We start from the raw sequence: 22,168 nt of genomic DNA, 5'->3' as shown, positions 1-22,168 counted from the left end.
GTTTAAATTTGTGAATAAAATTCCATCAAATAAAAATAATAAATACAACTAATCGTTACATATTAAAGAGGTGTCAATATTGTCCTTAAATGAAGAGACCTTAGAAACTAAAACAAATAATACCATTGAAAAAATCCAAACAAGTAACTTAAAAGAACTTAAAAATACTTTAGATAATATCTTTGATATTAGTGCCGATTTAATTGAACACCCTTTGCAATTAAAAACTCACACGAATATTTTACTATATTATTTTGAAGGCCTTACAGATGGTGTCGCTTTAAAAAGCAATGTTGTTACCCCATTATTACAAAAGGTAAGTGAAGACAGTCAAATATTTAATTCTAATATTATTGCTACTCATACGAAAATAGTATATACATGGAATGAAATTAAAGAAGGATTACTTGAAGGTCAATGTGTTCTATTTATGGAAGGAGAAAAGCGCTCACTTCTAATAAATACAAAAGGATGGGCAGAAAGAGCAATTCAAGAACCGATTTCAGAAGTTACTATTAAAGGATCCCATGATGGATTTATTGAAAATGCCACAAAAAATATAGGCTTAATTCGTCGATATCTTCCTTCTACAGAGTTAAAAATCAAAAAGCTGACGATTGGAGAACGAGCCACTTCTTTAGTCTATTTAATTTACTTAGGTGATGTTGCGAGCGCAGATGTAGTCCAAGAAATAGAAAACAGAATCTGTAGCATTAAAACAGATGCGGTATTAAGCATTGGTGAACTATCCAATTTTACAAAGGATCAAAATTGGTCTCCTTTTCCACAGGCTTATTTAAGCGAACGCCCAGATGCTATTTCAAATCATATACTTGATGGAAAAGTAGCAGTGTTAATGGATAGATCCCCTGGTGCAATGATTGTTCCAATGAATTTAATTGGATTCTTTCAAACTCCAGATGATTATAATATTCATTGGCTCGTTGCATCATTTTTTCGTTTATTACGATTTGCAGGATTTATTATAGCTATTTTTTTACCAGCATTTTATATTGCTATAGTCTCTTTTCACTTTGAAATCATTCCTATAGATTTATACACTTCTATTGCAACGTCAAGAGTCAAAGTCCCATTCTCTCCCTTATTGGAAGCTTTTATAATGGAAATCACACTAGAAATGCTACGTGAAGCTGGTATTCGCTTACCACAACCAATTGGACAAACCATTGGAATTGTTGGAGGGATTGTAATTGGACAGGCGGCTGTTCAAGCGGGTCTTGTTAGTAACGTTATGGTTATTATCGTATCTATTACAGCCATTGCCTCATTTATTGTTTCTAATTATGATTTATCGAGTTCTATACGCCTTATTCGTTTTCCAATGATGTTATTGGCTTACTTTTATGGGATTGTAGGTATTGTTAGTGGATTAATGCTCTTATTTGCTCATTTTGTTTCACTAACATCTTATGGTTCACCATACGGATTGCCAATAGCACCTTTTCGTCTCCAAGAGTTAAAAGACTCTTTTGTAAGATTTCCTATTTCTATGCTTACCAGCCGATCGAGTACAGGTCAGCCGAAACAAAGAAAGAAAAAAGAAGGTGGTTCACATGGGGAATCTTAAGTTCCAAAAAGTAACTTTATTCGAATTCATTATTTTCATTCATTCACTGCAACTTGCATCTGGTATGTTAATTATGCCAAGCCCACTAGCTACTACGGCAGGGACAGATGGCTGGATTTCGATCATTCTTGGATGGATAGCTACTTCTATAATCGGCGTGTTTATTATATTAATGTTACAAAAAAATCCTAACAAAAACTTCTCACAAATCTTAAAGACATACTTTGGTAAATGGATAGGGACAATTCTTTTTCTTTTATATGCCTTTTATCTATTTTTTGCTGGCTTTAATACTTTATTAAAGGCAACTGATATTGTTAAAGTGTGGATCTTCCCTTCCACTCCTGCTTATCAAATCACTATACTATTACTGTTACCTTTTATTATTTTAGCTCTGAGTGGTTTAAGGGCTCTTACTAGTTATTCTATGCTTGTTTTCTTCTTCACTACTTGGATGCCACTATTTCTTCTTTTTTCACTAAAGAGTAACTACAACCCTTTACACCTACTACCTATTTTTAAAGATGGATTATCCCCTATTCTAAAGGCAACAAAAGAAACTATTACACCTTATGCCGGATTAGAAATTGCATATTATATATATCCGTTCTTACAAAAAAAACAAAAGGCCATAAAAGGACTACTAATAGCGAATACTGGAACCATGATTTTCTATCTATATGTGACTATTCTTTCTTATATATACTTTAGTCCTGAGGGGATAAAAGATGTAATTTGGCCAGTATTTCATCTGTTAAAAGGGGTTCGTTTTTCTTTCATGGAACGATTAGAAATTATTTATATCGCTTACTATTTAATTGTATTCTCCACTACAATATATCCGTATCTATTTTTCAGTTTTGAATCCATTACCATTTCACTTCAAAAAAACGCCCGCAATTGGGCTCTGCTTGCTTTTATGTTATTTATTGTTGGTCTATTTCTTTTCCTAAATCCCGATGTGGATCAATATTTGTTTATATATTCTCTTATGGATATCTTAAATGTCATTTTCTTTATTCTATTACCAATCTTATTTTTCGCTTACAGCATTCTTTTTACTTGGGTTACTAGGAGGAAACAACTTTGATTCGAAAATGGATATGTATTGTAATTTGTTGCGTATATATAATTGGTTGTAGTCAGAGAATTCCTCTTGAGAAGGTCTCATTAATCCTGTTAATTGGCCTGGATAGAACCCCTAATGGAGATATAAAAGTCGGAACAAGCATACCACTCTTTCATCATAAACAGTCAAAAGGTACTATAGAACATTGGACACAAGCATCAACTGTATATACTGGATTCAGTAAGATAGATACAAAATTAACTGGCTTTATGACAGCTTCCAAAGCAGAAATCATTTTAATTGGGAAAAAATTAGCGCAAGAAGCAAATTGGTTGCAGGAGCTTGATTCTTCTTACCGTGATCCTTACGCTACCATTAATGCTAAAATAGTACTTGTAGATGGACCTGCAGAAGAAATTTTTAAAATTCACAAGCCTAGTAAACCATCACTTTCATCTTACATAAATGGTGTAATCGAATCCTCCATTCAAAATAACCAATCCGTCTCTTCTACAATTCAACAATTAATGAGAGAACAAAATGAAGAAGGAATGACGCAAACTGTTCCATTTATCAAAAAAACAAAGAATGAAATCGACACGGTAGGAATTGCATTTTTAAATCGCCAAGGGAGATACTTAACTCATATTCCTAAAAAAGATGTTAAATTTTTCAATCTTATAAATAAGCCAAAAAGTAACGGCCGAATGATACTACACCTTGGGCTTCCGCCTAAAAAATCAAACAAAAAAACAAACACTTCTATCTTCATACAGAATGCGACAAGGAAGGTAGATGTTACTTTTCAAAACGGAAAGTTTATATTTAATCTCGATATCAATGCCAATGTAGCTTTAATAGAAAAAACCAATCCGAATTTAATGAAAGGGCACTATGATAATAAAAAAAATATAAATAACTTAAAAAGTACTATTGAAAAAGAAATTAATAATAATTTAAAAAATATATTAAATGAGATTCAGCAGAATAAAATTGATCCAATTGGATTATCCCTATACGCTAGAGCCTTTCAATATAAAGAGTGGAAAAAAGTAAAAGGAGATTGGTTACAATCATTAGCAGAGGCTAAAATAAATGTAAAAACACACGTCAAAATAAAAGACACTGGGACCATTAGAAATTAGTCTTAGATTTAATAGCATTTCTCAAAGGAATCACATATTGTTCTAGTGATTCCTTTAAGAGAATAATGCCTCACTTTAACAAATTTATAACTATCCCCCTTCCGCAGCTACTCTACTAAAGCTCTTGCTTATATATCAAGTCTCTGGTTTACTTTTTCCAATGGTGATAAATTCCTGAACTGCTTATTCTATACATAAATAGCCTTTAGAATCATCTTTTCCGAACGATTAAAGGAGACTTTCTCTTTTATGCACCTTATCCTACCGGTCTTTAGTTTTCCTTTAATCAACGACAAGAACAAGTCTTTAAATTAGTACACTTTTTTATAAATTCACATAATTTTCAAGTATCAAAAACTCTACATGTTAATACTCGTTATATAATGTAATCAAGCCATAAGTAAGATAGTTTCCCTGTTACGAGTAATGAGATAGTCTGTTTCACCTTATTACATTATCTAAAAAAACTTGTAGAAATGCCTACAAGTTTTTTGCTTTCTTTATTCTCTTTAATATTGTAATTCCAAATCATATTTCCACCACAATATTTACTTTCTTAAAGATTTTCTGTCTTGTTCTTAATTTTGTCAAAATCCTTTTATAAATATAGAAAAAATATATGCTATTATGTTTTAAGAAACTATGCGTTCCCTTAACCCTGTATCCGACCCTGTATTTTTTACAGGGTCTTCGTTTATTTTATCTACTTTTATTTGGCTTATAATAGTTAATACCGACCCAATTTCAATTAAAATCGTTTAAATATTAATTAGGTTTGAAATGATATATCCCTTTTTTGACATTTAAAAATCTAATATTAGATTTTTAAATGTCAACTGCACTAAACTCAAGTTAACACTATACACATAGTGTTAACTTTCTTAATTGAATATTAATAATAGTAAGTATAAAGATTATCAATTTACTATATCTTACATTTATGTAAAAATAGATGTGTGTTAAGCTTTTTCAAAATCTTTCCCCTAATAAAGATTTGAAGTGGCATTTCATGATTCTCCTTACTGTTAATATGCCTTGAAAAAGAACCCAATAGGGTTCTTTTTCTTCTCATTAATTACTTATTTAACATACAAAAAAGACTGACAATTACTTGCATTCCTTTTTGCACCTTAATAGTTATTGAGAAACCCACATAGATAAAACTACAATATTACGCTTCATAAAAACATGTAAATTTTAAAGTCTTTTTCTAGCAACAGAAAAAGGGGCTGGGCTTGGTACTATGATTGCTTATAGTATTATTAAAGAGTTAAACGGAAATATAGAGATAGAGAGTAAATTAGGTAAAGGGAAACGCTTTTCTATTAGTATCCCTTGCTAATATGATAAAAATTTCCCGTTTAATTAATTTCATAAATGAATTTTAAGAATCCCGTCAGCTAGCTTACTTATTAATTATCTTAAATTCATGTGTGTTAATTAAAAATAATAAGGATCAGAGCTTATCTATTGTTACAGATACACTTTGATCCTTTAGTCTAATTCAATTAAACGCACTTAATATTTATAAATTTTCTTACATCGTGCTGAAATAATAGTTCATCGATTTTATCTCATTTACTGATTAGATTTATTTAATGTAAATTTAACATCTCTCGACTCTTAATTTATTATTCTCACTAGAGACATTGCCTGCAGTTGTTTTTTTCATTAAAGTACAGACCTTGTGCCATTCATTGAACAAGACAACTCTCCTTCTTTCTACTTCACTTCTACCGTATAATTCCCTGTTCCCCCACCATACTGATACACATGTAAATAATATTTTCCTGGATACGTGTAGTAACTTCCTACTAGCTTATTCCCTTCTTGCTGGGCATACGTAACATAATTATTTAAATCTGCTTCTGAATAAAGAACCCAGTTTACTCCGATATTATTTTCCTTCGTTACATTAATTTGTAGGTTTTTCGCCGTTTCTATATTAATTTCAAAGTAATCACTCGTGTCACCATTTCCTAAACTAGCACGTAAAACTTGATTCAATTGCAGTTTATTCGCTGTCTGGAATGAGTTATTTGGCTCTTTTTCTACACTGTTATCTTCTTTCTTTTGAACCGTTACATTCGTTGTAACCGTATTTGTTAATCCTTTGTCATCTGTTACTGTTAATTTTGCCGTATATGTTCCTTCTTTTGTATACACGTGAGTCGGATTTTGTTCATTACTTACAGTACCATCACCAAACTCCCATTTATAAGCAACAATTTTTCCATCTTCATCTTTTGATCCATCGCTTTTAAACGAAATTGCTTCATTTATATTTCCGCTATATGGACCATTTATAACCGCAACTGGTGCTTTATTCACAGTACCTTCTTCTGTATTCATACCGTGGAAGACAACATCATATTCAAACTGTCCTGATGCATTTACACGATAATTTACAAAATACGCTGTTACTGTTTTATAGCCTGTCCATTCTTTTGCACTTAAACGTTTTAACGTATCATTCACGTTTTGTGTAATTGTTTTCCAGTCTTCATATTCCCCTTTTGCAGTAGTACCTGTATACGTTCCTTGTAGTGTAAATGTATTAAAGAACTGTGATTTGTTTTTCTTAACTGATACATTACTTAATTTTGCTTCTGCTGTAATTTCTGCCGCAATATCTGAAACTGGTTTTGGTGCATGAGTTGCTAAATAATCATTTGATACTAATGGAACATTATATTTCTCACGGTTATCGACTAACATTTGCATATAATCTTGATACTCTTTATTTAAATTCGCATCTTTACTTAATGCAGAACGGTATGCATCATATGCTGTTACATCATTTTTTCTAATAAGATCATGAATTTTGTCAAACATATCATATCTCTTATTGTACATGTACGATTGTAAAGCGAAGGAATAATTATAGAAATCCCACGTTCCATACTTTGCATTTAACGTTCGCTCTGCCGTATAACGTTCTGCTGGATTTGAAGATATCCCTCCTATAATACTCTTTCTCGGTACAACATTATCTGTTCTCGTTGCCCCTGCAAAAAACTCCGCATTCCCTTCTTCAAACCAAGATAATCTCTCATTCTCATACATCTTACCTTGTCCCCAAAGTCCTGGTACTTCATATCTACCTTGCAAGTAATGCGTGAACTCGTGTCGGAACAATTCTTCTAAACTATAAATACTTTCTTCTGGCGTACGCTCATAAGTAAAGAACGTACCTGTTCCTTCTATATAAAGGCCACCGTTATTCGTTTCATATCCGTATAATTGACGATTAAATTGATACTCAGCTGGACTATTATAAATAACCATCGTTAATACATCATCAGGATTTCCTTTTTCTAAAGGTTGATCACTTTCAACCGTACGATGGAATTGTGCCTTCACTTCTTTTGCCGCCCAATATAGACGTTTTACTTTTTCTTCTGTCACTTTATCTCCAGCTTTTAAAACAATTGCACCATCATCAAACGTATACGTTTTCGGCAAATATTTTTTCTTCCCATCTTCTCGTATTTGATCTAAATTAACAACATTTCCATTTGCATCTTTCCCGCCATAATTCGTCGCGATTTGCTCAGCCGCTACGAAATATTGCTCTCCTAAATACGGATACATTTTCATCGCGTCTGTTACAACTTGCAATCCTTTCGTTCCTGTACTATGGAACGTACCAAGTCTACCTGTATAATAAATACCATTATTAATTAACCAACCATTCTTCGCCGTCACCGTTCCAATTAAGGCAAAACGACTTAATTCATTAATATAGCTATCAATTTTTTGGTACCATACTGTATCTTTCGGTGCCTTTCTCGTATCGTATAAATACGATTGAATGTCGTAATCCACACCTTGCATAATATCGTAAATCGCATTTCCAGCTGATAGATTGTCTACCAATGTAGAAAAATTATCATTATATTGTTTAAAAATCTTTGCAGCTGATGTTATCGTTTCCACATCACTCGAAGCATTTCCTATTAATTTTCCGTATGATGATACAACTCTATTTTGTTCTAACGTACCGAGTTTGAAATTCGGGTTATTCGCAATCGTTTTTAATGCAGGTAAGCATTTATCATGATAGCTCCGCTCATTTAGTTTACTTAATTCTGTATGATAAAATCCTAAATAAAATCCTGATCGTAATACCTCTACTAAAGTTTCAATCCCTTTTGAATCATCCTTCGTATAAGCTTGTCCTTGCTGCTTCAATTTATCAATAATTGCCTGCATCCTACTATCATTTTGATAGAATGCAAGGCTATCCTTATTAAATTGAAATAGACCCGTAATTTGCTCCCAATCAATTGTTACAAGTAAATCTACTAACTGCTGATTACTTAATTGATTTAATTCAGCAATTGTATAAGTTTTCGCTGCAGCTAATTGCTTACTTTCTTTTTTCACTTCAGGCGGTCTTTGCGACAAATCAGCAAATTGTAGCCTTTTCTCAAAAGACTTATTTTCAAGCACTTTTGATGAATGAGCTAATTCTTGCACTGGTAATTGTACACCAACTGGCTCCATTTTGAGCACATTCCGATAAGAAACTTGCTCTCCCTTTGTACTTTCTGCCAATGCGCTCCCTTGGAAACTCCCTAACATTAAACTAGCAAAACTTACCCCTACTAACACTTTTTTTGAATAGCCTTTCATGCTCTCCCCTACCTTACATTTTTTAGTGTTCCGCACCATTATTTTACTATTCTTACTTTTTATTCTGTATTGAGAAAAAATAAGGGAACGTTCACACATGTATCCATGCCTAGCAAAATTAACACTTGACTTTATGTGAATTTTATATCAAAAAAAGATAGATAATAGCGAAATTCCTGCTACATCTATCCTCGTTTTCAACGCTATGATTTTAACTTTATAAACGTAACTTCCGGTAATGTTTGCATATGCTGAATAAATTCATTCTTTTCTTCTGACGATATATTTTTCAGCTGCATCCCTACCTTATAAACTATTTCTGTACCTTGCTGTAAAGCTTCTACTTCATATGAAAGTATTGGAATACCTTTCACTTGTAGCGTTTCTACTATTTGTTGTACCGCTTCATGTTTATTTATACACATTTGCACTGTTATATTTTGCGGAAATAAAAATTGCACCTTAAAAATACGACTCACAATCTCTAAACCAATTAAAACGAGAATTGTCGCTCCAATCCCTACTACATACATGCCAGCACCAATTGCTAATCCAATTCCGGCTGTAGCCCATAAACCAGCTGCTGTCGTTAATCCTTTCACCGCCTGCTTTTGTATAATAATTGTACCTGCACCTAAAAACCCTACACCACTAACAACTTGCGCTGCAATACGGCTCGGATCAAGAGCCATATGTTCCTCATTCATAATATCTGAAAAGGCATATTTTGAAACGACCATTATTAAAGCACTTCCTACCGCTACTAGGAAATGTGTTTTTAATCCCGCCTCTTTTGATCGAATTTCCCTTTCAATACCAATTATTGCTCCTAACAAACCCGCAACACCGATTCGTATAATTAGATCAACATCTACACTCACGAGTCCTTCCCCCTTTCGTTCATTATAGATAGATAGAACAAAAATTATCACACACATCTATTTATCGATATAAAAGCTTTTCATTAAAATATACTTAATATCCCAGGTGATTTATGTTAATATTTTTAATATTAACATAAATCGAATTCAACCTACTTTTTATACGAAAAACCATAAACTGTACTTTCCATTTAAAAACGAGATATGGATTGCATAAAATGAGGTTGAGAAAGTTTAGAAAACGCTTTCATTTTGTATCATAACTTTTTTAAAATACTACATAAACAAAGGGGATTACCAACAATGAACGTCTCTTTACTAACACCTACTACCAATTTACAAGAAGAATACTTAGATTTTTATAAAGAATGGAAAGATAGCGGTGAAACGATGATTCCATGGGTTATCTCAAAAGATCCATCTAATTTCACGGCAATGATTCAAGAACTTCACGATGCGCATAACGGCATAAATCTTCCTAAATCTTGGGTACCAAACTCTACATATTGGCTCGTCACAGATGAAAATAAAATTGTAGGGGCTGTTAATATACGTCATAGTTTAACCGAACATTTATTTAACGCGGGAGGTCATATTGGTTATGGCATTCGCCCCTCTGAAAGAAGAAAAGGTTATGCTACGAAGTTATTAGAATTATCGCTAGAAAAAACGAAGGAATTAAACATCGAGAAAGTACTTGTCGTTTGCGACGAAGTAAATACTGCTTCTGAAAAAACAATTTTACATAACGGTGGGCTTCGTGATGATGATTTCACTGAAGAAGATGGAAATGTAGTAAGAAGGTTTTGGATTGATCTATGAAAAAGTCATCCAATGAAAATAATCTTATTATAGAGAAATATAGTAGAAGTAACGAGCTAAAAATAAAACAACTTATTGATTTATATAATGAAGACTCTTATCTATTTAACTTATTACGAGATAGTAAAACAAAATGTGCGCATGTTGCCTGCTATAAAAAAGATGTAGTAGGCATCTTTTTCACCTGGAACAGTAGCTTCCATCCATACTGCACATACTTTCGAATATATACGAACCCTTTCTATTCAGAGCTACACATAGAACAATTTTTATTAAACGAGATTCTAAAACGAGAAAACTTCAAATTACCATTACAAACCTCTATATGGGAAACATCAGCTCATTTAAAAGCCTATTATGAAGAGCATAATTTTACGGAAATTCGAAGAACATATATGCCGATATTAGACGTACAAAAAATCATCCCTATCGATACAATGCTTCATTCAAATTATGATGTACAAAGCTTATCAAACATCTTGTCTAATAATAGCTTCTTTGAAAAGCTAGCTCACTTAGTAAAAACAAATTATGAGGATACTCACTTAGCAAATCCGGTTGCCTCATACCCGCTCGAAATTGGGAAAGAACAGATCTTAGCTGATGACGCATTACTAGATGGGAGCTTTGTAATGATAAATGAAGAGAATGAAATTATTGCGTACTCTTTCCTCCATACATCAGAAAAGACTAATACAGTAGAACTAGGATGGTGTGGGACTCACACTACAGAAAAGTTATCCTTACTGAAACTACTCGTTTTCAAACAAGCTATGTATGCAAGTACACACGGTTATTCTTTCATTCAAGGTGAATTCGATTCAACGAGTATATATGCAATGGAAATATTAAAATCCTTTCCTTTCAATCCTTGTGCTACTTGGATTACATATCAAAAAGAAGTCGGAAAGTGATTATACACCTTCCGACTTCTTTTATGCTGTTTCTATTTCAAACTGCACTGTAATACCGCTAGGATCTACTACTGTAAATCCGTTTGTATTTTCGTTTACTTTATGTTGTTTTTCTATTAATCTTTCTTTCACTTCATCTAACGCTTCTTTATGCGGTAATACAATTGTATACACTTTAAGTCCAGTTGCATGTGCGGGTGGGTGCGGATTATTTACTCCGTTCCACGTATTTGCACCTATATGGTGATGATATCCTCCTGCTGAAATGAATAAGCAGTCATCTTCGCGTTGTTGCACTTCAAATCCTACTGTCTCCACATAAAACTCGTGTGACTTCTCTACATCAGCTATTCGTAAATGTACGTGCCCAACGACAGTATTAGCAGGTAATCCATCAGCCTCATAATCAACGAGTGTTGCCAGTTCTTTTAAATCTAGCGGGGTACTTCCTCCTGGTCCTTCTCCCCATTGATCACGCGGACGGTCTGCATAAATTTCAATACCATTTCCCTCTAAATCTTGTAAATAAAACGCTTCGCTATACGTATGATCACTTGCACTATTAAACCTTGAAATTGGTAAAATTTCATTAGAATATGTATAACGCCCTTCTTGTTCAGCTGGGCTATCAATTACATTCTTATTACGAATCACTCCAAATAACACCGAAGCAAAAGCTTCACGAGTCGGAACTAAAAAGGCTACATGATATATACCAGTCGTACGCGGCTCTTGCAGCACCCCCTCCTCTAACTTTTCAAGAACAAGTAACGTGCTCTTTCCACCTTTTCCTGATAAATATGCTTTATTCGCCTCTTTCTTAATTACTTCTAAGCCTACTACATTCTCATAAAAAGCAATTTGACGCTCTAAATCTTGCACTTTAAATTCAACATGACCAATACGTGTTTGCGGATGAATTTGTATCATGAATAACTCCATCTCCTTATCCCAATATTTTTCCATTACATATTACCGTTACTTTGAAGGATACAACTAAAACCATCCTATGTAAATAAGAAAAGTCAGAATTTATACACATTTTTATTTTCATAATAAAAAAGTCACCTCTTCTAACTTTCAGAAAAGGTGACTTTATAACTCTTATTTCATTTTATGTACTTCAGCAACTAACTTTCCGCCCTGAATACCCATATAAAGTTTCACAGGTGCATCATTCGTGTTTTCAAACACTAAGTCTAAGTATGGATATGCAATTGTAGCATCTCTTCCTTGTGGAACGTAACCTACAGTTTTAGAATGTGTTGTTCTCTCTACCATTTTCAAACCAGCTTGATCTGCTGCATTGTATAATGTTGATGATGTTTGACAAACACCGCCGCCATATCCATCTACTAATTTACCATCTACAATTTCTTTTCCTAGTTGATACCCTTTATCCGGCGTTGTATCACCAATTAATGCATTGAAAGAGAAACTGTCTCCTTTTGCTAATACAACTCCATTTATGCTCGCTGCTGACAAACGGATATTCTCAATACGGCCACCTGCTGAGCCACCTAAATTCGTTTCATATCTACCAATTACCGTACCACTTCCTTGCGCATCACTTAGTGTTGCAGTAGGCTTTTTCTCAACAATAGGTAATTGATATGAAGAATCCCACATACCAACGTTTAATAATTTATCTACTAATTCTTTTTCCATTAATTCATAAGAAGGTTTTCCTTCCTGCCAACTTCCATCAGATGCTAAACGTGAAGGAACCATCTTTTTGTCAACGTTTTTACCAACTTCCTTAGCAACCTTCGTTACCGATTTTTTAAATTTTGCTTCGTCTTCAAAATAACCTAGACCCGATAAATCTAGCTTTTTCACTTCCGTACCAGTTCGACCATCCACTAAACTAATAGAATCCTGTACCTCTGCTTTAGCCTCTACCGTGTGTCCACCAATATCACTTACTAATGCAACATCACTTACTTTTGCACCACAGCCACTCACTATAGCTACACATAACACCCCAACTAATATACCCTTTACTTTACGGAACAATATACTCTCCCCTTTTTCCCAATATTACTTTTATGTATTATTTCATTTTTATGTATGTTTTGTTACAATCATTTTACAATATATTTATAAATTGTTACAAGTTATTTTTTACTCTATATAAATTACTCTTTTCTTTTCCAAATGTCTATACATATTTACATAAAAGTTTGAGTTTGATAGAATTGTAACCTTTACGTAACCTCTCCCTATTATCCAGTATATACCATAAAACAAACAGAATACAAATGTAAAAACTCCATATTCTTATTTATAAAGAAACATCCTGTGAACATAAATAGGTATTTGCCGTGCCACACTCCGCTTTTACACATACATTATGGTGAATTAACCTATTTAAAAGAAATGGAGGATGTTTTTATGTACCCCTACAATCCATACGATCCATATAACCAACATGGTTATCAGCCTCAATATGATTTACAAGCACAATACCAACAATATATAGATCCAGAAGAACAAGTTAATCCATATGATCAAAATCGACAATTCCAACTTCCAATCTCTTTTCCTGGTACTGGAAACCGTCAACTAGAAAGACGCGTAAATGAGCTTGAGCAAAGAGTACGTCAATTAGAAAACACGGTTGAGCGTCATACACGTAGATTAAACCGCTTAAACCAACGTTTACGTACAGTAGAAAATAGACTGAACATTCCATTTTCAGCATTAGAAGACGGATTTTAATTTCAAAGATAAAGAATATGTGAAGGAAGGGGCTCCCCCTTCCTTATATAAATTGACGAAAGTTTTTTCCATCTCTATACTGATAAGAGTTAATGAAATGAAACAAGGTGATAAATATGGATTTTGAAATAAATTATCTTTCCTTTTATGTTGTACAAGTAGAAGGAAAAGGTGAAGCTGTTGATAAACGCTACAAACATTTTCAAACATTAGACGCTGAAGAATATGAAGATAGCTCCTTAAAAGAATTTTTGAATGGTGAATTATTAAAAATTTCAAAGCGAAAAGTAGAACGTCATGCAAAAACAGAACAAGCTCCGACAAAGATCGGTCGCTTCATTGTAGAAGAAGGACACGAACTTGATTCAAACCCTCATTACAACCTATTTAATCGCATTCGCTTTGCAGAAACAAAGGAAAACTTCAAAGATATGAGCGAACCTCTCGTTTATACATACCTTGACACAAGTGCTGTACGCGGTGGTGTATTTTTAATTGCGCAAGCAAAACTACGCAAATACTTTGATGATCCATTCGTTTTCGTTATGAAATGTGACTTTGAACCGAAAGTTGCTTCAATTTCAGATGAATCTACACTAATTCGTAACGTTGAAATGGCCATAACAACAAAAAATATGAAATCTATCCAATATCCGTACATGCCTGAAGAAGGTATGGTCGAAGTGGGTGAATTAAAAATTCACCAAGCATCACACGCCCGCTACTTTGAAGACTTCTTAAAATTCGTCGAGTACGAACGCTCTATGCCTGAAATTATGAAAACACAAGTAATGGACATGGTATATGACCAAATTGAAGATGTATTTGAAGAAGGTACGGAAGAACGTGAACAATTCGACCAAGCGATGGAAGTATGGGCTGCCAGTCCGAAACGTGAAATTATGGAACAATTTTCAACCGAAGAAGTAATGGAAGCTACCGCTCAAATCGTCGAGCATGCTCCTGAAGTGGAATTAAAGCTAAAAGCAGACCATATCTCTGTAAAGGCCCTGCTTGCTGATTTCGGGGATCAAATACATATCGCAAAGGTAAATGACCGATACGTATTAATGATTGAAGCTGATACACTTACGTTTGAGAAAGGCTTCTCTCCAATTGAGTTTCTGAAGCCGGATGAGTTACAAGATGTGATTGAGCGTATTGAGAATAAGCAGCAGTATAGCTATAGTCCAGGAGAAATTGAATAGAACAATACAAAAAGACAATGACGGGTTACACCATCATTGTCTTTTTATTATCGAAAACATTTTGTATCAAGAACATATCCGTATTGTATGATCCGGTATTTTTTCAAATGAAGCACCGTCTCTCAATGGATTTGAATCTTTTAAACCAATGTCATGTATAATAAACACTTCATCTCAAAAACTGCTAATTTTTAATGATTGTACGGCATTCCGCAAGAACAGCGATGCGAACCAAATAATAAGTTATAAGAAGCAGGAAATTCTTGATTTACACGTTGTACTTCTCGTGCAAACTCTTCTTCGTCTTTCGGTACTCGAATGAGCGCATCTGCTTTTTCTTGTGTGTCTATATTGGCTCCAGGCGGTACAAATCTGTTCGCCGAAACACGCACACCGTTTGTTACTACTGCATTGTATGAAATAACTGTGCCTTCTCCAATAATCGCATTGTACACAATTGCTTTAAAACCGACGAACACCTTATTCCCTATATAACAAGGGCCATGAATGAGGGCGCCATGCGCAACACTTACTTTTTTCCCAATATAAATCGAATACTTTTTATCATCAACAAGAACAAATTTATTCAATAAACCATGTAAGATAACTCCATCCTGCAGATTTGTATTTGAACTAATATAAAATGGAGTTCCTTCATCCGCACGAATGCTTACATTAGGAGCTACATATACGTTATCTTTTATTCTCACATCTCCTATTACACTAGAAAAAGGACTTATAAAAGCTGTTTTATCAATTTTTGGGTAACGTTTAATCGGATTAAATGAAGTGATTGGATTAGGGCTGATAAAGGGAGCAAATGACTGCTGATGACTCCTACAATTTCTTTTCGTCAAAAAAACATCTCCTTTAAAATCATATATAGCATTTTATGTTCGCCCTGCTATTTTGGAGACAAGTTGTTAAAAGATTAATAGCATTCTTGCTAGTTGATTCAAAAGACCTCTCTCCAATTGAGTTTCTGAAGCCGGATGAATTGCAAAATGTGATTGAATGAATTGAGAATAAGCAGCAGTATTCTTATAATCCGAATGGGATTGAATAAATCCTTCCATATCCCTATTTTTACTGAGCGCTTTTAATAAGTACCCTTTTATTTAAAACTTAGTTGATATTTATTTAAAAAACCGATTCTACTAAGAATCGGTTTTTCTGATTTATAACAAAATATGCTTTTTTTGATCCAAAAGGACATTTGTTGAAGAATCAAGTAGATTCCTTATTTACTTCAATATTTCTAGTTGAACAAGTCCATCTATAAGTTTTTTGTGTTTTCTTTTAGTCACTATGTATGTTGTTAAAATGAAAATTTCACTTTACTACCTCAAATTTATTGTACTCGTAAAAAGATAATTGAAAACGATATTCTGGATGCTCTCTCACCCAATCGTAAGCTTCTTCTAAAATATCCATTTTGTTTTGTAAGTCATTCAGCTCACTACATTCGTCCCTTTTCTGCTTGCACAGAGGGCAGAATCCATTCACTATTTCGGCACTCGTCGCCCTAATAGTTTTACTTTCTAAGTCAACTACTAGACGAAGAAGTAGAGAATGCTCTTCTTTTGTAGTCACGGTCATTTCAGCAATCCCATCCTCATTCCAAAAGACTCCATTTAATTCCATCTGTACGTTGACGTCTTTGATATCCAAGTCTATCACTATCACACCTCCCTTGTATAAAACTCTTACCTTACTCTTCGATTTTAATCTTTAATACACCATAATTTAAAGATATATTAAGCGTTTTCCAATTTTTCTTCTTTGCTATGAAAAGAAGTGTAATTAGTGCTAATAATGCGGTAAATATTATCCCAAAAACTAAAACTGTTAAAATGGTAAAGATTGCTTCCATTTAACTCTACCCTCTTTCATTACTATGGGCGCTCATTAAAATATTTTAAAATTCTTACCACATCTTAATTTTCAAAGCAATTATAATGGCCCAATCACAACAAATCCATTCCTATTTTAATATGAATACTTTATTTATCCCTCAACACAATGACGTAAAATTTATGTAGATAGAAGTAGAGGAGAATGTCATTTAACCTCTACATTCTCCTCCATCTCAGCCAAATGCCTAATCAGCCTTTCCGCCTTTCTAACCGCCGTAGGAAAATGCTTTTTCAACATTTCTATTGTAGATTCGCTTATATAGTATCTTTCCGTTATATTTTCCCACGTGTCACTACTTTCAAATGTACTCCAAACGAAAGGACGCTCTGTATTTTTTCTCATTTCTTTAAATACCCATTTTCGCATCTTTTTTTTCGCTTTTTCTGTTAGTTTTCCGTTCTCTACAAGTTCAAGTTCACCATGTCTTTTGTACCGTTTATGAATATCTCTCTCGCTATATACTTTAAGAAGTATCTTGGCTGTATTTTCAGCATCTGCTAAAGCTCGGTGTTGCTTCCCTTCCCATGTTAAACCGAGCTGTTCTACTGCAAATTGTAAACTTGGTGTATTCTCAAATAATTCTTCATACGCTTGGAAAACAAATTTCTGTAAATCAAATTTCCTCTCTTTTTCCATACATGGGCATTCTACACCGTGTAACGTACAATCATGAGATAGAAAACGATAATCTTCTCTTCCCCACGAAACAAATAGAGAGTCTTCTCCGATAAACTGAATAAATTTCTCTATAATTTGCGGGAATTTCTCCACACCAATTAAATCTTCCTTTGTAATTCCCGTTAATTTTGTCGTATGCCGAGTAAGACGTGCACTCGGTTTTACTAACTCTGAAAATTCTCCAATTACCTTCATTGTACTTACTTCTATTTTTACAGCTCCGATATCAACTATCTCTGACGGATCTTCTGATTTATACGGCCTAAAATTTCTCTCTATATCAAACACAATAAAATGTGTAGCGTTTTCCAATTTATTTACCTCTTTCTACATTCCTTTTCACACACATACTCTATTTTCAGTATTTATTTATTCATTCATGCACTTTATGCATGAAATACTTCGTCTAAAAAACGAAAATTCAATCTCATTATGCTATGTACATGGGAGGCTATTCAATAAAAAATGCAAAAAAAAAGAAGGGCAAGCCCTTCTTTTTTCCATAATTACTTCTTGTTAACGTTTGTAGCTTGAGGTCCACGGTTACCTTGTTCTACTTCGAAAGTAACTTCTTGACCTTCTTCTAAAGTTTTGAAGCCGTCGCCTTGGATAGCTGAGAAATGAACGAATACGTCTTCTCCGCCTTCAACTTCGATGAAACCGAAACCTTTTTCTGAGTTAAACCATTTTACTTTACCGTTTTGCATTTAAAAAATCCTCCTACAATGTACCTATATGTACATATTCATTTTCAACCACTTTACAATAATACTTCAGACATTAAAAAACTGCAACCCCCAGAGGAGATTTAACATTGCTATCCTCCTCGGAAGTTACAGCTCATTTAAATCTCTATATTATTAAAAGTAAAATGGTTTAGATATAATATATCATATCACTATAATAAAAGCAAAGTTTTTTTGCTATATAACTTTTTTCTTCCGCTGCATTGCTTTTGATTCACCTGATCCAGCTACAACATAGCCCTCTTTTTGGTTAACAATGCGCCAGCCATGCCCTTTAACTGAGTCACATACTGTAACAAGTCCTTCTTCTAGTAGTACACGACAAACCGTACTAATTCCCACCTTATTTTGCGTTGACGTTGTATATAGCACATGTTGATCTACACTTAAGGCTAAATAGCTACTTGCTTTCTGCTCACTTTGACATGTGTGCCAATATATTTTTTCACTATCAATACTTTCATCTATTTTACAAAAAGAAATATTCCCGCTACTCCCTTTGCACGACCCACTGGCTGCTACTATATAAGAATTGTGTAAAGTCAACGCTGAGATCATCTGATTCATCACGATCTTAATCCTCTTTAATTTACGTGTCTCCAAATTAAAGAGCCAAACACCACCATATTTAGCATGTATTTTCGTACCGATAAATAAGTAATGTTTATATAAAAATAACGATCGAATAGATGGTGCCTCGCCACCATACTCAAGAAATGGATGAATGGTTTCCCATGTCGAACCAAAATCATTCGAATGATACAACGTTTTATCTCCATGAGCAATGACAGTTCCTTGTACATTACTACACACATTCCAACTCGTTGCTTTTGTTGGAAAACGCTGCACCGTCCAGTTCTTTCCACCATTCATACTACGAATAAAAATCCCTTCGTCCCCTACACCATACACTACATTATCCTCGCTATGTAAATCCCTAATTCGTTTTTGAAAACCATTTAAAATTTGTTTCCATTCTCCGTCTTGTTCAATAAATAAGCCATTATATGTAGTAGCTAACATAAGTTTTCCATCTCTTAACTTTGTGATAGCGGTCGCACTTAGCATTGTCTCCACGTTGACACTCCCATTCTTAGAACTTCTCAGCAAATGCAATTGCAAAATTACTGCATTTTTCAACATCCTCTTCATCTTCTGGAGCTAGTTCAATTTTCAACCCTTCTTGTACAAGCTCTGCACCGCGTTCTACAAGTTTCTCTTCAAATATCGTTACCGCTTCACAAAACAGTTCATACGCCGTATCCCCTGATCCGAATACCGCTACTTTTTTCCCTGATAAATCTATATTATCCAAGTCATCATGGAAATCTTCCGCTTCAAATGGTAGTTCACCATCGCCCCACGTATAAGATCCTAAAATAATTCCATCATAGACTAACAATTCTTCTGCATCCATGCCTTCCATTTCTTGTAATACTACTTCATGATCAAAAGCATCTAAACTAACTTTAATTAAATCAGCAATACTCTCTGTATTTCCTGACATACTTGCATAAGCTATTAAAATTTTCGCCACTTCGGCATCCCCCTCTTACAATAAATGATTCTCATTCTCATTATATTAATAATGATAATCAATTTCAATTATATTTTTTATTATTTCCGTTTACTTCATACAAAAAAGCACAGATGACTATACAATCATCTGTGCTTTTTTATTACTTTTTAAAAATACCAAACGGCTTTCCAACTGGTAAAACAACTTTTCCGAAGTGTGTATTTAACACTGCTGCTGCTGAACCATAGAAAGAGAATAATGAAATAAGAAGTTCAGAATATGCTGCTAAATTATGCATGGCATGCGGCATAACACCTAAAGTACTTAATGAAAGACCGATAAATAAGAAATCAATAAGGACGAAAATCATAAATAATACTTTATGTGTTTCCATTGCACCAATTGTCATAAAGATTGTAAAAATCAAATATCCGATAAAGGCTACCCCAAGCTGTTTTGAATCTGCAGCTTGTGCTAATTTTTCGCCAAATACTCCAAGTTGAATTAACCAAGTCATTCCAACACCTAACCAAAATAGGCCGTATGCACCGAATGCTGTTGTACCGAACGTATTGTTATGCTTTGCATCGTGAATGCACGCAAAGATTTGTGCGAATCCTCCTAAAAAGATTGCCCATGGTAATACAAGTGAAACGCCATCTGTTAAGCCTAACTTTTGAGATGATGCTACAAGTGTTACCATCGCTAATCCAAATAGACCAATTCCAGATGGATCTGCTGTTGTCATTTTCACATGATGTGTAGTAGTTTGATTGCTCATATAAACCTCCTGATTATAAACATACTCGAATACAATACTTAAATCAGAAGACTATGTCAATGGTTTTTTTTGTATGTTGTCAGACCTTACATTTTGTAATGATTGAAAATACTTCCGACCACTTCATACGGTTTTATATTCACTTTTTTCAACTCATGTATCGGCAACCACAATGGAATATAAATCCCTCTATCTTTCAGCTCGAATTCCTCAGCTTCACCACTTCCGAAAACTCCATCTGTAATATAGGCATTATAATAATACTCCGTACCCTTATACTCCACCGTTGCAATTAGATGCTCCACTTCTATATGTACCCCTAACTCTTCATATACCTCTCGCTTCGTTGCTTCTTCAGGTGTTTCTCCTTTTTCAATTCCTCCGCCTGGAAAAACATAATATGTTTCCCCTTCTCGAATACGTTTTATAAGAGCAATTTTCCCTTCCTGCACAATGATAGCCGCGCCGCGATTTCTTATCATTTTATTCCCTCAATACCAATCGCAACTGTTCCCCACTTTTGTTCTTGTTCTTTCGTATATATTTTGTATGTATTTTCTAGCATCTCCTCCAAACTATCATTTTCACAATCCAATAATTTTTTATCAATTTGTTCGTACATTGCTTTAAAACTTTCGTATCGTTTTATTTCCGTTACTTTTACAGTCATCGTTGCTGACGTCGTAAGGTTCGTAAATACAATATGATCTCCTTGTTTTATAAGCTGACGTTTTGTATCGTATAAACGTACTTCATATACTTTTTGTCCTGATTGAATTGATTGAAAAGGTTTATTATATAACCCCATTTCGTATATCATTCATTCCACTCCTTTTTTATTCGTTGCATCTACTACTATATTTGTGCATTACCAATTCATACAACACAGTTCGACTTATTCTAAGTTGCATATAATGTTCCATATCCATTACTTGCTTTAGAAAGGATGCTAAAATTGGTATGTTATATTTAAATCAAAATCCTGAATATAATAAATATGATATCGGTGATTATACTTACAGTAAAGTAGGTCCAACTATTTTTTCTTGGAATGATGAAACAAAATTAAAAATAGGTAAGTTTTGTTCATTAGGAGAAGAAGTCGTGTTCATACTTGGTGGTGAACATCGCGCAGACTGGATAACGACTTACCCATTTAATGCACTTTTTGATGAAGGAGCACATATTACTGGTCACCCTTCTTCAAAAGGTGATATCGTAGTCGGCAATGATGTATGGATTGGTTATCAATCCTGCATTTTATCTGGTGTTACGATTGGTAACGGTGCCATTATTGGTGCAAAGAGTGTGGTTACAAAAGATGTACCACCATATGCAATTGTAGCTGGTAATCCTGCAAAATTTGTTCGATATCGTTTCCCACAGGAAATCATTGAAAAACTAGAAAATCTCGCATGGTGGGACTGGGATATTTCTGTTATAAAGGGAGCCATTCCATTTCTACTTTCCAACAAAATTAACGAGTTTTTTACCTCGCCCGAAAATGAATCTATTTGATCAATTCACATAAAAAGAGCACC

Annotated in this window: 22 protein-coding genes and 1 pseudogene; 9 read left to right on the top strand and 14 right to left on the bottom strand. The window is 34.0% G+C overall.

The window, feature by feature from the left end; all coding sequences use genetic code 11:
• Window positions 1-79: 79 nt before the first annotated feature.
• From MR115_RS15565 to MR115_RS15550, 4 genes and pseudogenes are all read left to right on the top strand, one after another.
• A complete protein-coding gene (locus MR115_RS15565; protein WP_242241883.1) occupies window positions 80-1,588 on the top strand; it encodes a spore germination protein in 1,509 nt (502 codons plus the stop codon).
• Window positions 1,575-2,678: a GerAB/ArcD/ProY family transporter gene (locus MR115_RS15560; RefSeq protein WP_242241882.1), complete on the top strand. Its 1,104-nt coding sequence runs from the start codon at window positions 1,575-1,577 to the stop codon at window positions 2,676-2,678. The genes MR115_RS15565 and MR115_RS15560 overlap by 14 nt, the downstream gene beginning before the upstream one ends.
• Window positions 2,675-3,802 (top strand): Ger(x)C family spore germination protein, encoded by a 1,128-nt coding sequence (locus MR115_RS15555; protein ID WP_242241881.1) that lies wholly within the window; start codon window positions 2,675-2,677, stop codon window positions 3,800-3,802. Before MR115_RS15560 ends, MR115_RS15555 begins: the two co-directional genes overlap by 4 nt.
• A 1,207-nt stretch (window positions 3,803-5,009) precedes the next feature.
• Window positions 5,010-5,144: pseudogene (locus MR115_RS15550) on the top strand (ATP-binding protein); the annotation flags it as partial.
• 380 nt (window positions 5,145-5,524) lie between these two features.
• Here MR115_RS15550 and colA read toward each other — a convergent pair.
• Complete coding sequence (colA, locus tag MR115_RS15545; protein WP_242241880.1) at window positions 5,525-8,440, bottom strand: collagenase ColA; 2,916 nt, start codon at window positions 8,438-8,440, stop codon at window positions 5,525-5,527.
• A 203-nt stretch (window positions 8,441-8,643) separates the two neighbouring features.
• Window positions 8,644-9,321: an MgtC/SapB family protein gene (locus MR115_RS15540; RefSeq protein WP_097819537.1), complete on the bottom strand. Its 678-nt coding sequence runs from the start codon at window positions 9,319-9,321 to the stop codon at window positions 8,644-8,646.
• A 303-nt stretch (window positions 9,322-9,624) separates the two neighbouring features.
• Between MR115_RS15540 and MR115_RS15535 the strand changes: the two genes are divergently transcribed.
• Together MR115_RS15535 and MR115_RS15530 are read left to right on the top strand one after the other, a co-directional pair.
• Entirely contained in the window at window positions 9,625-10,143 is a 519-nt protein-coding gene (locus MR115_RS15535) for a GNAT family N-acetyltransferase (protein ID WP_242241879.1), read from the top strand.
• Window positions 10,140-11,057 carry a GNAT family acetyltransferase gene (locus tag MR115_RS15530; RefSeq protein WP_242241878.1) on the top strand — a complete coding sequence of 306 codons (918 nt, stop codon included), beginning with the start codon at window positions 10,140-10,142 and terminating at the stop codon, window positions 11,055-11,057. The genes MR115_RS15535 and MR115_RS15530 overlap by 4 nt, the downstream gene beginning before the upstream one ends.
• Window positions 11,058-11,078: 21 nt before the next feature.
• On the opposite strand, the gene MR115_RS15525 is transcribed toward MR115_RS15530, so the two are convergent.
• Window positions 11,079-11,987, bottom strand: a complete 909-nt coding sequence (locus MR115_RS15525; RefSeq protein WP_242241877.1) for a VOC family protein — start codon at window positions 11,985-11,987, stop codon at window positions 11,079-11,081.
• Window positions 11,988-12,161: 174 nt separating this feature from the next.
• Window positions 12,162-13,073, bottom strand: a complete 912-nt coding sequence (locus MR115_RS15520) for a VanW family protein (protein WP_242241876.1) — start codon at window positions 13,071-13,073, stop codon at window positions 12,162-12,164.
• A gap of 378 nt (window positions 13,074-13,451) precedes the next feature.
• On the opposite strand from MR115_RS15520, the gene MR115_RS15515 reads away from it, so the two are divergent.
• Window positions 13,452-13,778 carry a hypothetical protein gene (locus MR115_RS15515; RefSeq protein ID WP_141435038.1) on the top strand — a complete coding sequence of 109 codons (327 nt, stop codon included), beginning with the start codon at window positions 13,452-13,454 and terminating at the stop codon, window positions 13,776-13,778.
• A 116-nt stretch (window positions 13,779-13,894) separates the two neighbouring features.
• On the top strand, window positions 13,895-14,986 hold the full coding sequence (locus MR115_RS15510) for a DUF3900 domain-containing protein (protein WP_073515841.1): 1,092 nt from the start codon (window positions 13,895-13,897) through the stop codon (window positions 14,984-14,986).
• Between the two features lie 191 nt (window positions 14,987-15,177).
• On the opposite strand, the gene MR115_RS15505 is transcribed toward MR115_RS15510, so the two are convergent.
• The 10 genes from MR115_RS15505 to MR115_RS15460 all read right to left on the bottom strand — a co-directional run bounded on the left by MR115_RS15505 (window position 15,178) and on the right by MR115_RS15460 (window position 21,447).
• Window positions 15,178-15,843: an LbetaH domain-containing protein gene (locus tag MR115_RS15505; RefSeq protein WP_097864923.1), complete on the bottom strand. Its 666-nt coding sequence runs from the start codon at window positions 15,841-15,843 to the stop codon at window positions 15,178-15,180.
• Window positions 15,844-16,318: 475 nt separating this feature from the next.
• Window positions 16,319-16,666 (bottom strand): hypothetical protein, encoded by a 348-nt coding sequence (locus MR115_RS15500; protein WP_132131346.1) that lies wholly within the window; start codon window positions 16,664-16,666, stop codon window positions 16,319-16,321.
• A 31-nt stretch (window positions 16,667-16,697) separates the two neighbouring features.
• Window positions 16,698-16,859, bottom strand: a complete 162-nt coding sequence (locus MR115_RS15495; RefSeq protein WP_242241875.1) for a hypothetical protein — start codon at window positions 16,857-16,859, stop codon at window positions 16,698-16,700.
• A 188-nt stretch (window positions 16,860-17,047) separates the two neighbouring features.
• Complete coding sequence (locus MR115_RS15490; protein ID WP_242241874.1) at window positions 17,048-17,893, bottom strand: exonuclease; 846 nt, start codon at window positions 17,891-17,893, stop codon at window positions 17,048-17,050.
• 194 nt (window positions 17,894-18,087) lie between these two features.
• On the bottom strand, window positions 18,088-18,288 hold the full coding sequence (cspB, locus tag MR115_RS15485) for a cold shock-like protein CspB (RefSeq protein ID WP_001179148.1): 201 nt from the start codon (window positions 18,286-18,288) through the stop codon (window positions 18,088-18,090).
• A gap of 216 nt (window positions 18,289-18,504) precedes the next feature.
• Window positions 18,505-19,404: a WD40/YVTN/BNR-like repeat-containing protein gene (locus tag MR115_RS15480; RefSeq protein ID WP_242241873.1), complete on the bottom strand. Its 900-nt coding sequence runs from the start codon at window positions 19,402-19,404 to the stop codon at window positions 18,505-18,507.
• Window positions 19,405-19,420: 16 nt separating this feature from the next.
• Window positions 19,421-19,864 (bottom strand): flavodoxin, encoded by a 444-nt coding sequence (locus tag MR115_RS15475; protein WP_001062768.1) that lies wholly within the window; start codon window positions 19,862-19,864, stop codon window positions 19,421-19,423.
• 142 nt (window positions 19,865-20,006) lie between these two features.
• On the bottom strand, window positions 20,007-20,627 hold the full coding sequence (locus MR115_RS15470) for an acetate uptake transporter (protein WP_242241872.1): 621 nt from the start codon (window positions 20,625-20,627) through the stop codon (window positions 20,007-20,009).
• 86 nt (window positions 20,628-20,713) lie between these two features.
• Entirely contained in the window at window positions 20,714-21,109 is a 396-nt protein-coding gene (locus MR115_RS15465; protein WP_063262516.1) for an NUDIX hydrolase, read from the bottom strand.
• Entirely contained in the window at window positions 21,106-21,447 is a 342-nt protein-coding gene (locus MR115_RS15460; RefSeq protein WP_061678466.1) for an ASCH domain-containing protein, read from the bottom strand. The genes MR115_RS15465 and MR115_RS15460 overlap by 4 nt, the downstream gene beginning before the upstream one ends.
• Window positions 21,448-21,587: 140 nt before the next feature.
• Here MR115_RS15460 and MR115_RS15455 point away from each other — a divergent pair, with 140 nt between their 5' ends.
• A complete protein-coding gene (locus MR115_RS15455; RefSeq protein WP_063262515.1) occupies window positions 21,588-22,145 on the top strand; it encodes a CatB-related O-acetyltransferase in 558 nt (185 codons plus the stop codon).
• The last annotated feature ends 23 nt before the right edge of the window (window positions 22,146-22,168 follow it).

It is taken from the genome of Bacillus cereus group sp. BfR-BA-01309 (assembly GCF_022664315.1).
Classification (GTDB): Bacteria; Bacillota; Bacilli; order Bacillales; family Bacillaceae_G; genus Bacillus_A; species Bacillus_A mobilis.
Note: the sequence above shows the minus strand (reverse complement) of the source record. Positions and strands in the feature narration are given on the sequence as shown.

Excerpts from the sequence above, each read along its gene's own strand:
- MR115_RS15560 (WP_242241882.1), top strand. The coding sequence starts at position 1,575 with ATGGGGAATCTTAAGTTCCAAAAAGTAACTTTATTCGAATTCATTATT.
- colA (WP_242241880.1), bottom strand. The coding sequence starts at position 8,440 with ATGAAAGGCTATTCAAAAAAAGTGTTAGTAGGGGTAAGTTTTGCTAGT.
- MR115_RS15535 (WP_242241879.1), top strand. The coding sequence starts at position 9,625 with ATGAACGTCTCTTTACTAACACCTACTACCAATTTACAAGAAGAATAC.
- MR115_RS15530 (WP_242241878.1), top strand. The coding sequence starts at position 10,140 with ATGAAAAAGTCATCCAATGAAAATAATCTTATTATAGAGAAATATAGT.
- MR115_RS15525 (WP_242241877.1), bottom strand. The coding sequence starts at position 11,987 with ATGATACAAATTCATCCGCAAACACGTATTGGTCATGTTGAATTTAAA.
- MR115_RS15515 (WP_141435038.1), top strand. The coding sequence starts at position 13,452 with ATGTACCCCTACAATCCATACGATCCATATAACCAACATGGTTATCAG.
- MR115_RS15510 (WP_073515841.1), top strand. The coding sequence starts at position 13,895 with ATGGATTTTGAAATAAATTATCTTTCCTTTTATGTTGTACAAGTAGAA.
- MR115_RS15495 (WP_242241875.1), bottom strand. The coding sequence starts at position 16,859 with ATGGAAGCAATCTTTACCATTTTAACAGTTTTAGTTTTTGGGATAATA.
- cspB (WP_001179148.1), bottom strand. The coding sequence starts at position 18,288 with ATGCAAAACGGTAAAGTAAAATGGTTTAACTCAGAAAAAGGTTTCGGT.
- MR115_RS15470 (WP_242241872.1), bottom strand. The coding sequence starts at position 20,627 with ATGAGCAATCAAACTACTACACATCATGTGAAAATGACAACAGCAGAT.
- MR115_RS15465 (WP_063262516.1), bottom strand. The coding sequence starts at position 21,109 with ATGATAAGAAATCGCGGCGCGGCTATCATTGTGCAGGAAGGGAAAATT.
- MR115_RS15460 (WP_061678466.1), bottom strand. The coding sequence starts at position 21,447 with ATGATATACGAAATGGGGTTATATAATAAACCTTTTCAATCAATTCAA.
- MR115_RS15455 (WP_063262515.1), top strand. The coding sequence starts at position 21,588 with ATGTTATATTTAAATCAAAATCCTGAATATAATAAATATGATATCGGT.